16 protein-coding genes are annotated in these 14,239 nt (G+C 71.1%); 9 read left to right on the top strand and 7 right to left on the bottom strand.

Features of this window, described 5'->3' with window-relative positions; all coding sequences use genetic code 11:
• Positions 1-7 precede the first annotated feature (7 nt).
• On the bottom strand, positions 8-1,684 hold the full coding sequence (locus ACFYOJ_RS03565; RefSeq protein ID WP_356550618.1) for a fumarate hydratase: 1,677 nt from the start codon (positions 1,682-1,684) through the stop codon (positions 8-10).
• Positions 1,685-1,930: 246 nt separating this feature from the next.
• Here ACFYOJ_RS03565 and ACFYOJ_RS03560 point away from each other — a divergent pair, with 246 nt between their 5' ends.
• On the top strand, positions 1,931-2,623 hold the full coding sequence (locus ACFYOJ_RS03560; RefSeq protein ID WP_356550617.1) for a DUF1707 domain-containing protein: 693 nt from the start codon (positions 1,931-1,933) through the stop codon (positions 2,621-2,623).
• Positions 2,624-2,726: 103 nt separating this feature from the next.
• Positions 2,727-3,107 (top strand): WhiB family transcriptional regulator, encoded by a 381-nt coding sequence (locus ACFYOJ_RS03555; protein ID WP_356550616.1) that lies wholly within the window; start codon positions 2,727-2,729, stop codon positions 3,105-3,107.
• Positions 3,108-3,351: 244 nt separating this feature from the next.
• Here ACFYOJ_RS03555 and glpX read toward each other — a convergent pair whose 3' ends face one another.
• Positions 3,352-4,386, bottom strand: a complete 1,035-nt coding sequence (gene glpX, locus ACFYOJ_RS03550; RefSeq protein ID WP_356550614.1) for a class II fructose-bisphosphatase — start codon at positions 4,384-4,386, stop codon at positions 3,352-3,354.
• Between the two features lie 125 nt (positions 4,387-4,511).
• On the opposite strand from glpX, the gene ACFYOJ_RS03545 reads away from it, so the two are divergent.
• A complete protein-coding gene (locus ACFYOJ_RS03545; RefSeq protein ID WP_356550613.1) occupies positions 4,512-5,048 on the top strand; it encodes a DUF4245 domain-containing protein in 537 nt (178 codons plus the stop codon).
• 83 nt (positions 5,049-5,131) lie between these two features.
• On the opposite strand, the gene ACFYOJ_RS03540 is transcribed toward ACFYOJ_RS03545, so the two are convergent.
• Complete coding sequence (locus ACFYOJ_RS03540) at positions 5,132-5,722, bottom strand: malonic semialdehyde reductase (RefSeq protein ID WP_356550611.1); 591 nt, start codon at positions 5,720-5,722, stop codon at positions 5,132-5,134.
• A gap of 310 nt (positions 5,723-6,032) precedes the next feature.
• On the opposite strand from ACFYOJ_RS03540, the gene ACFYOJ_RS03535 reads away from it, so the two are divergent.
• Positions 6,033-6,251, top strand: coding sequence for a DUF4287 domain-containing protein (locus tag ACFYOJ_RS03535; protein WP_356550610.1), 219 nt, complete (start codon positions 6,033-6,035; stop codon positions 6,249-6,251).
• An 87-nt stretch (positions 6,252-6,338) separates the two neighbouring features.
• Here ACFYOJ_RS03535 and ACFYOJ_RS03530 read toward each other — a convergent pair whose 3' ends face one another.
• From ACFYOJ_RS03530 to ACFYOJ_RS03520, 3 genes are all read right to left on the bottom strand, one after another.
• On the bottom strand, positions 6,339-6,602 hold the full coding sequence (locus ACFYOJ_RS03530; protein WP_356550608.1) for an exodeoxyribonuclease VII small subunit: 264 nt from the start codon (positions 6,600-6,602) through the stop codon (positions 6,339-6,341).
• Positions 6,603-6,611: 9 nt separating this feature from the next.
• The gene (gene xseA / locus ACFYOJ_RS03525; protein WP_356550607.1) at positions 6,612-7,820 is read right to left on the bottom strand and encodes an exodeoxyribonuclease VII large subunit; all 1,209 of its coding nucleotides are present in this window, start codon (positions 7,818-7,820) and stop codon (positions 6,612-6,614) included.
• 93 nt (positions 7,821-7,913) lie between these two features.
• Positions 7,914-9,287, bottom strand: a complete 1,374-nt coding sequence (locus ACFYOJ_RS03520; RefSeq protein ID WP_356550605.1) for an APC family permease — start codon at positions 9,285-9,287, stop codon at positions 7,914-7,916.
• A gap of 149 nt (positions 9,288-9,436) precedes the next feature.
• Here ACFYOJ_RS03520 and ACFYOJ_RS03515 point away from each other — a divergent pair, with 149 nt between their 5' ends.
• Entirely contained in the window at positions 9,437-10,444 is a 1,008-nt protein-coding gene (locus tag ACFYOJ_RS03515; protein ID WP_356550603.1) for a 4-hydroxy-3-methylbut-2-enyl diphosphate reductase, read from the top strand.
• Between the two features lie 54 nt (positions 10,445-10,498).
• Positions 10,499-11,239 carry a polyphosphate--glucose phosphotransferase gene (gene ppgK, locus ACFYOJ_RS03510; RefSeq protein ID WP_356550601.1) on the top strand — a complete coding sequence of 247 codons (741 nt, stop codon included), beginning with the start codon at positions 10,499-10,501 and terminating at the stop codon, positions 11,237-11,239.
• Positions 11,240-11,362: 123 nt separating this feature from the next.
• On the opposite strand, the gene ACFYOJ_RS03505 is transcribed toward ppgK, so the two are convergent.
• Positions 11,363-11,947 carry a DUF6542 domain-containing protein gene (locus ACFYOJ_RS03505; RefSeq protein ID WP_388596123.1) on the bottom strand — a complete coding sequence of 195 codons (585 nt, stop codon included), beginning with the start codon at positions 11,945-11,947 and terminating at the stop codon, positions 11,363-11,365.
• A 380-nt stretch (positions 11,948-12,327) separates the two neighbouring features.
• On the opposite strand from ACFYOJ_RS03505, the gene ychF reads away from it, so the two are divergent.
• The 3 genes from ychF to ACFYOJ_RS03490 all read left to right on the top strand — a co-directional run bounded on the left by ychF (position 12,328) and on the right by ACFYOJ_RS03490 (position 14,147).
• Positions 12,328-13,416: a redox-regulated ATPase YchF gene (ychF, locus tag ACFYOJ_RS03500; RefSeq protein WP_356550598.1), complete on the top strand. Its 1,089-nt coding sequence runs from the start codon at positions 12,328-12,330 to the stop codon at positions 13,414-13,416.
• 198 nt (positions 13,417-13,614) lie between these two features.
• Entirely contained in the window at positions 13,615-13,896 is a 282-nt protein-coding gene (locus tag ACFYOJ_RS03495; protein WP_176163821.1) for a type II toxin-antitoxin system Phd/YefM family antitoxin, read from the top strand.
• Positions 13,893-14,147 (top strand): Txe/YoeB family addiction module toxin, encoded by a 255-nt coding sequence (locus tag ACFYOJ_RS03490; protein WP_356550595.1) that lies wholly within the window; start codon positions 13,893-13,895, stop codon positions 14,145-14,147. Before ACFYOJ_RS03495 ends, ACFYOJ_RS03490 begins: the two co-directional genes overlap by 4 nt.
• Positions 14,148-14,239 lie beyond the last annotated feature (92 nt).

The following is a 14,239-nucleotide window of genomic DNA, read 5'->3' as shown; positions in this document are numbered from 1 at the left end:
CCCCTGATCAGGCGAGTCCGGGACCGCGTACCGGAATGGACGTGAAGGTCGGCGCCGGCGCCGGGTCCTGGAAGAAGTCGTTGCCCTTGTCGTCGACGACGATGAACGCCGGGAAGTCCTCGACCTCGATCTTCCAGACCGCCTCCATGCCGAGCTCCTCGTACTCGACGACCTCGACCTTCTTGATGCAGTCCTGCGCGAGCCGCGCCGCCGGCCCGCCGATGGAGCCGAGGTAGAAGCCGCCGTGCGCGGCGCACGCGTCGGTGACCTGCTTGCTCCGGTTGCCCTTGGCCAGCATCACCCTGGAGCCGCCCGCCGCCTGGAACTGCTCCACGTAGGAGTCCATCCGCCCGGCCGTGGTCGGACCGAAGGACCCGGAGGCGTACCCCTCCGGCGTCTTCGCCGGACCCGCGTAGTACACCGGGTGGTCCTTCAGGTACTGCGGCATCTCCTCGCCCGCGTCCAGCCGCTCCTTGATCTTGGCGTGCGCGATGTCGCGCGCCACGACCAGCGGGCCGGTCAGCGACAGCCGGGTCTTGACCGGGTACTTGGTCAGCTCGGCGAGGATGGCGTCCATCGGCTGGTTGAGGTCGATCTTCACGACGTCACCGTCGGCGTCGAGCTGCTCGTCCGTCGTCTCCGGCAGGAACCGCGCCGGGTCGGTCTCCAGCTGCTCCAGGAAGACGCCCTCGGCGGTGATCTTCGCGACGGCCTGCCGGTCGGCGGAGCAGGACACCGCGATGGCGACCGGGCAGGACGCCCCGTGCCGCGGCAGCCGCACCACGCGCACGTCGTGGCAGAAGTACTTGCCGCCGAACTGCGCGCCGATGCCGATCTTCTGCGTCAGCTCGAAGACCTTCTCCTCCAGCTCCTTGTCCCGGAAGCCGTGCCCGAGCTCGGAACCCTCGGAGGGGATCTCGTCCAGGTAGTGCGCGGAGGCGTACTTCGCGGTCTTCAGCGCGTACTCGGCCGACGTGCCGCCGACCACGATCGCCAGGTGGTACGGCGGGCAGGCGGCCGTACCGAGCGAGCGGATCTTCTCCTCCAGGAACTTCATCATGGAGGCCTCGTTCAGGACGGCCTTCGTCTCCTGGTACAGGAACGACTTGTTGGCCGAGCCGCCGCCCTTCGCCATGAACAGGAACTTGTAGGCGTCGCCGTCGGTCGCGTACAGCTCGATCTGGGCCGGGAGGTTGGAGCCGGTGTTCTTCTCCTCCCACATGGTGAGCGGAGCCATCTGCGAGTAGCGCAGGTTCAGGTTCTGGTAGGCGTCGTAGATGCCCCGGCTCAGGGCCTCCTCGTCACGGCCGGCCGTCAGCACGTTCTGGCCGCGCTTGCCCATGACGATCGCCGTGCCGGTGTCCTGGCACATGGGCAGCACGCCCGCCGCCGCGATGTTGGCGTTCTTCAGCAGGTCCAGCGCCACGAACTTGTCGTTGCCCGACGCCTCGGGGTCGTCGATGATGCGGCGCAGCTGCGCCAGGTGGGCGGGGCGCAGGTAGTGCTGGATGTCGTGGACGGCCTCCTCGGCCAGCTTGCGCAGCGCCTCGGGCTCCACCTTGAGGAAGGTCCGCCCGTCGGCCTCGAAGGTGGAGACACCTTCGGAGGTCACCAGCCGGTAGGGGGTGGTGTCCTCTCCCTGGGGGAGCAGATCGGTGTACGCGAACTCAGGCATCTCGCCCATTCCTCACTCGGCATCACGCGCGGCTGGATTCCTCAGCAACGACGGCTGGCCTCCATTGGCAGCGTCCACCAGCGTAGAACCTGCCCGGTGCGACGAGCTTGTGAGGTAAGGCTCAGTAGGCGGGAGGGGACCCCGGGTCGATCCCGGAACGGCCCCCGAACGGCCCCGGAACGGTCTCCGGACGGACCGTGACAAGACCGGTCGCACCCCTAGTCGCGATCTATCGCGTTTCGCTATGCTGGTGCGGTGGATCTCCAGAAGCACGACCGACAGCAGGAGGCGAGCGGCCCGGTGACACGCGTCACCGAGCTGCGCGCCTCGGACGCCGACCGTGACCGCATCGCCGACATGCTGCGCGACGCCCTCGCCGAGGGGCGGCTGACCGCCGAGGAGCACGCCGAGCGCGTGGAGGGCGTGCTGGCCGCCAAGACGGTCGGAGAGCTGGACGTGTTCGTGCGCGACCTGCCCGCCGCGCACGCCGGGCGGGGCGCCGCCGCCCCCGCCCCGCACCGCCCCACCGCCGTCCCCGCGGATCCCGACGAGAACGTGGTGGCGGTGTTCAGCAGCGCCGTCCGCAAGGGCCGTCGGCGCGCGGGCCGCCGTATCCACGCGTACGCGGTCTTCGGCAGCGTCGAGATCGACCTCAGCGAGGCGGTCTTCGAGCACCGGCAGGTCGTGATCAAGGCGTTCTCCGTCTGCGGCAGCGTCGACGTGCGCGTCCCGGAGAACGTGTCGCTGCGCGGTACGGGCGGCGGTGTGCTCGGCAGCTTCGAGGTGGCCACCCTCGACTCGGAGGAGGCCGAGGCCCCGGTCGTCTACGTGGACGGCTGGGCGGTGCTGGGCAGCATCGAGGCGCGTCCCCGGCGCGGCAGGTTCGTCGCGGACATCCTCGACCGGGTGCAGCGCAGGATCGAGCACGGTTTGCGCAAGCACCTGTAGCGCGGCGGCTGTTGCGGTGGGAAACCCAGTGCATAGGCGCGCGCACAGCGGGTAAGCCTGACGCATCGTCTCTCGCTCGCGAAGCCGTCGTCAGGAGTAGACCGTGCTGCAACCGCCGCCTTCGTCCCTGCAGGTAGCCGCCGTTCCGGCCCAGCGGGTGCCCGTGCGGGACAGGGACCAAGACGCTCCGTGGCACACCGAGGCGGTGTGCCGCCGCGACGAGGCCGGACTGTTCTTCGCACCCTCCAAGGAACCCACCGCCGCCCGGCTCTCCCGCGAGGAGGCGGCCAAGCGCGTGTGCGCCCGCTGCCCGGTCATGGTCGAGTGCCGCGAACACGCGCTCCTGCAGCCCGAGCCCTACGGCGTCTGGGGCGGCCTCACCGCCGCCGAGCGCCGGGTGGTCCTGGCCCGCCGTCGCCGCCGCGACCTGGAACTGAAGAAGACCCCCCGCACGCCGGCGGACCGCATAGCCGCGGCCGGCTGACCCCGGACACGACAAAGGGCGCCCCCTCCGCACAGGGGGCGCCCTTTGTCACGCCGGCCAGGACGGCCGGCTCAGGGACACGGCCTTCTCACGTCCTGGGCCCGCGCGGGCGCGACCGGCCACCACGAACCCGCACCCGCCGTCGGACGGGCACCCCCGCTCCGACAGGCATCCCCGCTCCGACAGGCATCCCCGCTCCGACGGGCATCCCCGCTCCGACGGGCACTCCGCGACACCGACGGAGTCACTTCGCCCGGTCGAAGTCGATCGCGCTGTACGCCCGCAGCTTGCTCAGCCGGTGCTCGGAGTCGATCCGCCGCACCGTGCCCGACTTCGACCGCATCACGATCGAGTCGGTGGTCGCCGTCTCGGACCGGTAGCGCACCCCGCGCAGCAGCTCGCCGTCGGTGATGCCGGTCGCGACGAAGAAGACGTTGTCCCCGGAGACCAGGTCGTCGGTGGTCAGCACCCGGTCCAGGTCGTGCCCGGCGTCGATCGCGCGCTGCCGTTCCTCGTCGTCCTTGGGCCACAGCTTGCCCTGGATGGTGCCGCCGAGACACTTCACGGCGCAGGCCGAGATGATGCCCTCGGGCGTGCCGCCGATGCCGAGCAGCAGGTCGATGCCGGTGCCCTCGCGCAGCGCCAGGATGGAGCCGGCCACGTCGCCGTCGGAGATCAGCTTGATCCGGGCGCCGGTGTCCCGGACCTCCTTGATCAGGTCCTGGTGCCGGGGCCGGTCGAGGATGACGACCGTGACGTCCTCGGGGGTGCGCCGCTTGGCCTTGGCGACCCGGCGGATGTTCACGGAGACGGGCGCGTCGATGTCGACGAAGTCGGCGGCCTCGGGACCGGTGACCAGCTTGTCCATGTAGAACACGGCCGACGGGTCGAACATGGAGCCGCGCTCGGCGGCGGCCAGCACGGCGATGGCGTTGCTCATGCCCTTGGCGGTGAGCGTGGTCCCGTCGATCGGGTCGACGGCGATGTCGACCTCGGCCCCGGTCCCGTCGCCGACGTGCTCCCCGTTGTAGAGCATCGGGGCCTCGTCCTTCTCGCCCTCGCCGATGACGACGACGCCGTTCATCGAGACGGTGGAGACGAGGGTGCGCATGGCGCGGACCGCGGCACCGTCGGCACCGTTCTTGTCACCGCGCCCGACCCAGCGGCCGGCGGCCATCGCCGCGGCCTCGGTGACCCGCACGAGTTCCAGGGCGAGGTTGCGGTCGGGGGCCTCGGAGGGGACGTCCAGTTCGGACGGCAGATGATGATGCTCGGTCATCGGAGCGCACCTTTCTGATACGACGACGGCCGGATGAGGGTATGGGCCGCACTCTATCGCCAGTCCGACAAAATGAGCAGGGGACCCCACGGATGAGCGGATCGGGGACCTGCGACGATAGGGGCGTGGCAGGTACGAAAGGCAAGCAGAAGACGGCCCGGGACATGGTCCTCTCCCTGGGGGTCATCGTGCTCGTGGGGATGGTGATGTGGTTCTTCATCCCGCACGACGACAGCGGGGAGCCCGACATCAAGCGGGTCGACTACCGGGTCGAGCTGCTCACCGCGCGCCGTGCCGCCCCGTATCCGGTGGCCGCGCCCGAGGGGCTGTCCGGCGACTGGAAGCCGACCTCGGTCCGGTTCCGCGGTGACGAGTTCGACGCGTGGCACCTGGGCTTCCGCGCTCCCGACGGCGAGTACGTCGCGGTCGAGCAGTCCACCCAGAAGCCGTCCGCCTTCATCGAGGAGGCCAGCCAGGGCGGGCGGAAGACCGACGTCACCGAGGAGATCGGCGGCCGCACGTGGACCCGGTACGAGGGCGGCCGGTACGACGCCCTGGTGCTCGAGGGCATGGACGGCGGGAAGGGCGCGACGACCGTCGTGGCGGGCACGGGGTCGTTCGCGCAGCTGGCCGACATGGCGGCGGCGCTGAGGACGCAGTGAGCGCCCGCGGCTCTTGCGGGTGAGAAGGACGAAGGCCCCGGCTCGAGCGAGCCGGGGCCTTCGTCGTGCGCGTGGGCCGTACCTCAGACGGTGGTGACGACCTGCTCGTACGCCAGGCGCGGGGAGCGCGGGAACCAGGCGTCCGGGCCGGGGCGGCCGATGTTGACGACCATCAGCGGGGTGTGGTCGTCGTCCAGGAACTCCTTGCGGACGCCCTCGAAGTCGAGACCGGTCATCGGGCCGGCGGCGAGACCCGCGGCGCGGACGCCGACGATGAAGTACGCGGCCTGCAGGGAGGCGTTCAGCAGGGCGGCGCTCTCGCGGACCGGGCGCTCGCTGAAGAAGGCGTCCTTGGCCTCGGGGAAGTGCGGGAAGAGCTGCGGCAGCTCCTCGTGGAACTCGTTGTCGGCCGACAGGATCGCGACCAGCGGGGCGGCGGCGGTCTTGGGCCGGTTGCCCTCGGCCATGTGCTGCACCAGGCGCTCGCGGGCCTCGGGGGAGCGGACCAGCGTGATGCGCAGCGGGGACTGGTTGAAGGCGGTCGGGCCGTACTTGACCAGGTCGTAGATCGCCTGCACCTGCTCGTCGGTCACCGGCTCGTCGGTGAAGGTGTTCGCGGTGCGGGCCTCACGGAACAGCAGGTCCTGAGCGGCGGGGTCGAGAACGAGAGACATGCGTGAACTTCCTGGTGACGTGCGTCGGCCCGCGCGGGGGCGCGGGGCCGTTGACAGGGACGACGTTACGCCAGGGAAGTTCAAGGTTCAACCAAAGGGGTCCGTCCGGTGACCCGTCTCACGCCTTTCCCGGGGCGAAGGGCGCGGGCCTCGACGGCCGCTGCCGTGCGGGACGGTCCGCGCCGAGGGGCGGCGGGAGAGTGACGCAGGTCGCGGGGCGCGGGCGATCATTCCGCCCGCCGCCCGCAGTCATACCGGGCGCAGGACAACACACCACCGCTCGCACAACGGACCGAGGGAGCACACCGGCATGACGACCGACAGCACCGTGAAGGGCCCCGCCTCCTACTTCCCGTCGATCGAGAAGAAGTACGGCCGCCCGGTCGCGGAGTGGAAGGACCTCATCCGCTCCTCGCCGCTCGGCAGGCACATGGAGCTCGTCGCCTGGCTCAAGACCGAGCACGGACTGGGCCACGGGCACGCCAACGCGCTCGTCGCCCACACCCTCGCCGAGGACAGCGGAAAGTAGGACGCCGGGCCCCGCGGAAAGCGGGACCCGGCGGACGGAGGCGGGAGCGGACGGAGGCGGGAGCGGGCGGTGGCGGGTGACGCGGCGCTACGCGTCCCCGTCCCCGTCCCCGTCACCGTCCTCCGGCCCGTTCTCCTCCGCCAGTGCCGCGTCCAGGCGGGCCCGGGCTCCGTCCAGCCACCGCCGGCACACCTTCGCCAGCTCCTCGCCCCGCTCCCACAGGGCGAGGGACTCCTCCAGCGTCGTACCGCCGGCCTCCAGCCGCCGTACGACCTCGATCAGCTCGTCCCGCGCCTGCTCGTACCCGAGCGCCTCGGACACGGCCGCGGCCTGCTCCACCTCGCTGGTCATCCACTCACCCTATGCGTCGACTCGTACGGAGAAATCACCCTCGGACACGCGTGCGCGCAGCGTCTCGCCCGGCTCCACCTCGGCGGGATCCCGCACCGCCTGCCCGTCGGACCGCTGCAGCACGGCGTACCCGCGCTCGAGCGTCGCGGCGGGGGAGAGGGCCACCACGCGCGCGTGCGTGTGCGTCAGCTCGGAGTCGGCCCGGTCGAGCTGGTGCCGCAGGGAACGGCGGCCCCGCTCCAGCAGGGCCGTCACCTGCCCGGCCCGCTCGTCGACCATCCGGTGCGGATCCTGGATCGACGGCCGGGCCAGCGCGTGCGCCAGCCCCCGCTCCTCCCGGTCGACGAACGCCGCCACGCACCGCCGCGCCCGGTCCCGCAGCTGCCGCACCCGCTCGTACTCCTCGCCCACGTCCGGCACCACCTTCTTCGCGGCGTCGGTCGGCGTGGAGGCGCGCAGATCGGCTACGAGGTCCAGCAGCGGGCTGTCCGGCTCGTGCCCGATCGCCGAGACGACCGGCGTGCGGCACGCGGCGACCGCGCGCACCAGTTGCTCGTCGGAGAACGGCAGCAGGTCCTCCACGCTGCCGCCGCCGCGCGCGACGACGATGACGTCCACGTCGTCCCTCGCGTCCAGCTCCTTCACCGCCTGCACCACCTGCGGCACCGCGTGCACCCCCTGCACGGGCACGTTGCGCACCTCGAAGCGGACGGCCGGCCAGCGGCTGCGGGCGTTCTCCAGCACGTCCCGCTCGGCCGCCGACGCCCGCCCGCACACCAGGCCGATCAGCTGCGGCAGGAACGGCAGCGGCTTCTTCCGCTCCGGCGCGAACAGCCCCTCGCGCGCGAGCGACTTCTTCAGCTGCTCCAGCCGCGCCAGCAGCTCCCCGACACCCACCGGCTTGATCTCGGCCGCCCGCAACGACAGCTGCCCGCGCGGCGCGTACCACTCCGGCTTGGCGTGCACGACGACGCGGGCACCCTCGCCGACCACGTCCGCCACCGCGTCGAACACCTGCCGGTAGCAGGTCACGCTCACGGAGATGTCGTACGACGGGTCGCGCAGTGTCAGGAACACGACCCCCGCGCCGGGGCGCCGCGACAACTGCGTGATCTGCCCCTCGACCCACACCGCGCCGAGCCGGTCGATCCAGCCCCCGATCAGCCGTGACACCTCGCCGACGGGCAGGGGAGCTTCGGGTGACGTGTTCGCAGCCATGCGCCCGAGCGTAACGGCCGGGTACGACAACGGCCCCCGCCCGGACACGCCGCCCTCGTACCCGTTCGTCGTGCCCCCACGGGCGGCCACGCCTCACGTCCCCGCCGTGTTCCTCCCGCGCGCCTGCGCGGCCAGGACCACCAGGCCGGCCGCCAGCCAGACCGCCCCCACCACCTGCGCGGTCCCCGACGCCTCCACGATCACCGCGACCGTGATCGCCGCGCCGGCCGCCGGCACCAGCACATGCCGCCACCAGCTCACCGGCCCCCCGCGGCGCCGCACCGCGAACCAGCCCACCACGCTCGCGTGCAGCAGCGTGAACGCGGTCAGCGCGCCGACGTCCACCACCGACACCAGATGGTCGAGGCCGTCGTCACGCCGTGCCGCCCACACCGCCGCGACCAGCGTGATCACGGCCGCCACCAGCAGCGCCACCCGCGGCACCCCGCCGTCCGTGCGCGCCAGCGCCCCCGGCAGCCGCCTCTCGCGGCCCATCGCGAACAGCAGCCGCCCGGCCGCCGCCTGCCCGGCCAGCGCCGCGAACGCCGCGCCGATCGCCTTGCTCACCGCCACCAGGTCGTGCAGCCACGTCCCCACGGACGAGTCCACCGCGTCGTAGAAAGCCGACCCCTGCCGCTCCGGCTCCGCCGCCAGCCGCGCCGACGACACCGGCTCCAGCAGCGCCACCAGGTACGTCTGCGCCACGAACAGCACACCCGCCAGCGCCAGACAGAACAGCAGCGCCCGCGCCACCTTCGCCGACCCGCCGGTCACCTCCTCCGCGAACGTCGCGATCGCGTCGAAGCCCAGGTACGACAGCACCGCCACCGACACCGCGCCCACCACCGCCGACAGCGCGAACGCCCCCTGCGACCCGTCCCCCGACAGCGGCGACAGCCAGCCCCGCTCGGCCCCGTCACGCGCCAGGACCACGACCGCCGCCACCACGAACACCAGCAGGACCACGATCTCCAGGGCGAGCACCAGGAAGCCCACCCGGGCCGCCGTCCGCACCCCCCACAGGTTCAGCGCCGTCGTGACGACCACCGCGAGCGCCGTCCACACCCACCGCGACACCTGAGGCACCAGCGCCTCCATGGCGATGCCGGAGAACAGGTAGGCCACCGCCGGGATCAGGACGTAGTCCAGCATCGCCATCCACCCGGCGACGAAACCGGCCCCGTCGCCGAGCCCCACGCGCGCGTAGGCGAACACCGACCCCGCCTGCGGCACCACCCGCACCATCTGGGCGTAGCTGAACGCGGTGAACGCCATCGCGACCGTGGCGATCAGGTACACGAGCGCCACCGCGCCGTGCGACTTGGCGTCCAGCGTGCCGAAGACGCCGACCGGCGCCATCGGCGCGATGAACAGCAGCCCGTAGACCACCAGGTCCCGGAAGCCCAGACTGCGCTTCAGCCGGTGTTCCCCACCGGTCCCCCGGGCCGTCGTACCGGTCTCGGACATCGTGCCTCCGCCAGCGCATCGCACCTGTGCCTCGGACTGTGCCCGGGGCCCTCCCCGCAGGGGTCCCCGTCGGCGTCCCCGTCAGTCTCCCCGGCGACGCCGCGCCCACGCGATCTCTGACCCGCCGAACGCGGCCGTACGATGGGCCCATGACCGCTTCGCCTGGCCGCCGTGTCCTGCTCGCCGCCCCCCGTGGCTACTGCGCGGGTGTGGACCGCGCCGTGATCGCCGTCGAGAAGGCCCTGGAGCAGTACGGGGCCCCCGTCTACGTCCGGCACGAGATCGTCCACAACAAGTACGTCGTCCAGACCCTGGAGAAGAAGGGCGCCATCTTCGTCGAGCAGACGGAGGAGGTCCCGCCGGGGAACATCGTCATGTTCTCCGCGCACGGCGTGGCCCCCGTCGTCCACGAGGAGGCCGAGCGCGGCAGGCTCGCCACCATCGACGCCACCTGCCCCCTCGTCACCAAGGTGCACAAGGAAGCCGTCCGCTTCGCCAATGACGACTACGACATCCTCCTGATCGGCCACGAGGGCCACGAGGAGGTCATCGGCACCTCCGGCGAGGCCCCCGACCACATCCAGCTCGTCGACGGCCCCGAGGACGTCGCGAAGGTCGAGGTCCGCGACCCGTCGAAGGTGGTGTGGCTGTCGCAGACCACCCTCTCCGTCGACGAGACGATGGAGACCGTCGACGCGCTCAAGGAGAAGTTCCCGCAGCTCGTCTCCCCGCCGAGCGACGACATCTGCTACGCCACGCAGAACCGCCAGCTCGCCGTCAAGCAGATGGGCGCCGAGGCCGACCTGGTGATCGTCGTCGGCTCCCGCAACTCCTCCAACTCCAAGCGGCTCGTCGAGGTCGCCAAGCAGGCCGGCGCGCGCGACGCGTACCTGGTGGACTTCGCCGACGAGATCGACGAGGCCTGGCTGGAGGGCGTGACTACGGTCGGCGTCACCTCCGGCGCCTCCGTCCCGGAGGTGCTGGTCGAGCAGGTCCTGGAGTGGCTCGCGCAGCGCGGCTTCGAGGACGTGGAGATCGTCAAGGCCGCCGAGGAGTCCATCACCTTCTCGCTGCCCAAGGAGCTCCGCCGCGACCTGCGCGAGGAGGCCGCCGCGCTGGTCGCCGAGCGGGGCGGATCCGGTACGGCGGGGGAGTGAGCGTCCGGGCCACCGAGCCGTGTGACGGTCGGTGGCCCGTCGTAACGTGGAGCCATGCAGATCTTCGGCGTGGACATCGGCGGATCCGGGATCAAGGGCGCCCCCGTGGACCTCGACAGAGGCGACCTGGCCCAGGAACGCCACAAGGTGCTCACCCCGCACCCGGCGACCCCGGACGGGGTGGCCGACGGGGTGAAGCAGGTCGTGGACCACTTCGGGTGGAGGGGCCCGGTCGGACTCACCTTCCCCGGCGTCGTCACCGACGGCGCGACGGTCCGTACGGCGGCCAACGTCGACAGGAGCTGGATCGACACGGACGCCCGGGCCCTGTTCGGCGAGCGGCTGGGCGGGCTCGAGGTGACGGTCGTCAACGACGCCGACGCGGCGGGCGTCGCCGAGATGCACTTCGGCGCCGGCCGCGGCCGGCGGGGCACGGTCGTCCTGCTCACCTTCGGCACGGGCATCGGCAGCGCCGTGTTCACCGACGGCGTCCTCGTGCCCAACACCGAGCTCGGCCACCTCGAGCTGGACGGGCACGAGGCGGAGAAGCGGGCCTCCAGCAAGGCCAAGGACGACCACGACCTGTCGTGGGAGCAGTGGGCCGGGCGGGTGCAGAAGTACCTCGCCCACGTCGAGATGCTGTTCTCCCCGGAGCTGTTCATCATCGGCGGCGGGGTCAGCCGCAAGTCCGCCAAGTTCCTGCACCGCATCGAGGGCGTCCGGGCCGAGATCGTCCCGGCGCAGTTGCAGAACAACGCGGGCATCGTGGGGGCGGCGATGCGCGCGGCGGGCTGACCGCCGGGCCGCGCCGGCCGTCGGTCCGGGGCGGACACCGCCCCGCGGCCGCCGCTTCGGGGCGGTGCCAGGCGGCCGTCACGTCCCGGCCGGTCTCGTCCTGGCCGGTTTCGTCCGCGGTCTTCACGTCGTCGGCCGGCCCCGGGCGGCCTGAGGGTTCCTGGCGGCCCGGGGGCCCCGGCCGGCCTGGGGGCTCTGAGGGCTCCGGGCGGACTGGACGGACTGGGCCGACCGGCCGGCCCGGGGGATCCGGGCGGACGGGGCGGTCCGGGCGGACGGGGCGGACGGGGCGGTCCGGCGCCGTACCAGCCGGACCCGCCGGGTGATCACGATCGCCCCGGCGATCAGCGTCCCGCCGTACAGCCACCCGGCCTCGGTGGCCAGCGCGGTCACCAGTCCCATCAGCCGGTCCCCGAGGCCGGTGCCGCCGTCGGTGACGGTCACCAGTCCCGCGGCGAAGGCGATCGGCACGACGACGGGCGCGGTCAGCAGGTCACCCCGGTGCACCCAGCACGCCGTGAGCACGCACACCGGCAGGAACAGCACGCCGTACACCGTCAGGGACCCGCCGAACAGCAACGCGTCCAGGAATCCCAGCACGGTCATCACCGCCGTGCAGAACAGACCGCTGCCCAGGCCGGTCAGCCGCGGATTGGGAATGTCACGCACCCGCCGCAGGAGCCGTACGGCCCGCAGCAGGGGCGGCACCGGCGTCCCCGGCCCGGACGGCCGGGAGCCCGCCGTCCCTGCCGCCCCTGGCCTTCCCGCCGGGCGGCGCACGCCGCCGCCCGCGTTCGGCACGACGGGCCGGACCGGCTCTCTCGCCGGGACGCCGCCCGCTCCCCGCCCCTGCGGGGGCAGCGGCGCCCGGTCCCGTCGCGGTCCGTACTGCGCAGGTCGCGTCCTGTGTTGCTCCACTGCACCAACTTAGGTCGGTTTATGTGCCGAATAGGCCGACTGACACGCCGTGGGACGGTACCCGGGCAGGCGTTCGACATGCGGCGCGGCCGATACCGGACACCCCGTAGACTGGTGGATCGGCCCTGCCTGGCCTGCCCTCCGCATCCTCACGTACGGGAAGTCGCAACGTGTCGCTCACGATCGGAATCGTCGGTCTGCCGAATGTCGGCAAGTCGACCCTTTTCAACGCCCTGACCAAGAACGACGTGCTCGCGGCCAACTACCCGTTCGCCACGATCGAGCCCAACGTCGGCGTCGTGGGCGTCCCCGACCCGCGCCTGACGAAGCTGGCCGAGATCTTCTCCTCCGAGAAGGTCCTCCCGGCCACCGTCGACTTCGTCGACATCGCGGGCATCGTGCGCGGCGCGAGCGAGGGCGAGGGCCTGGGCAACAAGTTCCTCGCCAACATCCGCGAGTCCGACGCGATCTGCCAGGTCATCCGCGCCTTCAAGGACGAGAACGTCGTCCACGTCGACGGCAAGGTCTCGCCCAAGGACGACATCGAGACGATCAACACCGAGCTGATCCTCGCCGACCTGCAGACCATCGAGAAGGTCCTGCCCCGCCTCCAGAAGGAGTCGCGGATCAAGAAGGACGTCGCGCCGAAGGTCAAGGCCGTCGAGGAGGCCAAGGAGATCCTGGAGAAGGGCGACACGCTCTTCGCCCACGGCGTGGTCCAGGGCAGCGAGCGCGCCGAGCTCCTCCACGACCTGCACCTCCTCACGACGAAGCCCTTCCTCTACGTCTTCAACGTCGACGAGGACGAGCTGACCGACGAGGACTTCAAGAACGAGCAGCGCGCCCTGGTCGCCCCCGCCGAGGCGATCTTCCTCAACGCCAAGCTGGAGGCGGACCTCGCCGAGCTGGACGAGGACGAGGCCCTGGAGCTCCTCCAGTCCGTCGGTCAGGAAGAGCCCGGCCTCGCCACCCTCGCCCACGTCGGCTTCCGCACCCTCGGCCTGCAGACCTACCTGACGGCCGGCCCCAAGGAATCCCGCGCCTGGACCATCAAGAAGGGCGCCACCGCCCCCGAGGCCGCCGGTGTCATCCACACCGACTTCCAGAAGGGCTTCATCAAGGCCGAGGTCATCTCCTTCGACGACCTGGTCGAGACGGGCTCGGTCGCCGAGGCCCGCGCCAAGGGCAAGGCCCGCATGGAGGGCAAGGACTACGTCATGCAGGACGGCGACGTGGTGGAGTTCCGCTTCAACGTCTGAGCGGATGAAATGACACCACGTCGCTGACGTGGTAAACCAGCAGGTCAGATGGGGCCCACTTCTCCGGAGGTGGGCTCCTGGTCTTTCCCCGTGCTGGATGGGTGCTGGATCAGCTGATCGATCATCAGCCGTTTCCCCTCTCGGACGGAACCAAGAGTGGTACGTTATTCAGTACCACTTGATGGGAGAGTTGAAGTCATGTCCATGACCGCGAGTGAAGCCCGCAAGGAACTGTTTCCGTTGATCAAAAAGGTCAACGAGAACCATGAAGCCATCGAGATCGTCTCCAAGCACGGCAACGCGGTGCTTGTTTCGGCCGAGGATTACGCGGCGCTGCGTGAGGGCTCCTACCTCCTGCGCTCGCCGGCGAACGCACGGCGGCTGCTCAAGGCTTACGAGAACGCTCTGTCTCACATCAATGTGTCGGAGCGTGAGCTGATCGATCCCGAGTCGCCGGACGCGGGTGCGGGTGCCGCGTGAGGCTTGTCTTCGAGGATCAGGGCTGGGAGGACTACACGTCCTGGCTCAAGAGCGACCGCAAGATGCTCGCCCGGATCAACAAGCTCATCGAAGATGTCAGACGTGACCCCTTCACGGGCATCGGCAAGCCGGAGCCGCTGAAGTATCACCTGCCTGGAGCCTGGTCGCGGCGGATCGACGAAGAACACCGCCTCATCTATTTGGTGACGGGTGAGGAGATCGTCATCCTCGCTGCCCGGTATCACTACTGATCGGTGAGTGCCCGGTGTGCTGGGGCGTCTCTTCGGTGCTGAGGACTACTTTTAAACCCCAATTTTCGAACGCGGGATCCCTGTGTTCGACG

The sequence above is a fragment of the Streptomyces sp. NPDC006384 genome, from assembly GCF_042870695.1.
In the GTDB taxonomy this organism is placed as follows: Bacteria; Actinomycetota; Actinomycetes; order Streptomycetales; family Streptomycetaceae; genus Streptomyces.
Note: the sequence above shows the minus strand (reverse complement) of the source record. Positions and strands in the feature narration are given on the sequence as shown.

Coding starts and splice junctions, on each gene's coding strand:
- glpX (WP_356550614.1), bottom strand. CDS start 4,386: ATGACCGAGCATCATCATCTGCCGTCCGAACTGGACGTCCCCTCCGAG.
- xseA (WP_356550607.1), bottom strand. CDS start 7,820: ATGGCTGCGAACACGTCACCCGAAGCTCCCCTGCCCGTCGGCGAGGTG.
- ACFYOJ_RS03530 (WP_356550608.1), bottom strand. CDS start 6,602: ATGACCAGCGAGGTGGAGCAGGCCGCGGCCGTGTCCGAGGCGCTCGGG.
- ACFYOJ_RS03520 (WP_356550605.1), bottom strand. CDS start 9,287: ATGTCCGAGACCGGTACGACGGCCCGGGGGACCGGTGGGGAACACCGG.
- ACFYOJ_RS03495 (WP_176163821.1), top strand. CDS start 13,615: ATGTCCATGACCGCGAGTGAAGCCCGCAAGGAACTGTTTCCGTTGATC.
- ACFYOJ_RS03535 (WP_356550610.1), top strand. CDS start 6,033: ATGACGACCGACAGCACCGTGAAGGGCCCCGCCTCCTACTTCCCGTCG.
- ACFYOJ_RS03565 (WP_356550618.1), bottom strand. CDS start 1,684: ATGGGCGAGATGCCTGAGTTCGCGTACACCGATCTGCTCCCCCAGGGA.
- ppgK (WP_356550601.1), top strand. CDS start 10,499: ATGCAGATCTTCGGCGTGGACATCGGCGGATCCGGGATCAAGGGCGCC.
- ACFYOJ_RS03515 (WP_356550603.1), top strand. CDS start 9,437: ATGACCGCTTCGCCTGGCCGCCGTGTCCTGCTCGCCGCCCCCCGTGGC.
- ACFYOJ_RS03540 (WP_356550611.1), bottom strand. CDS start 5,722: ATGTCTCTCGTTCTCGACCCCGCCGCTCAGGACCTGCTGTTCCGTGAG.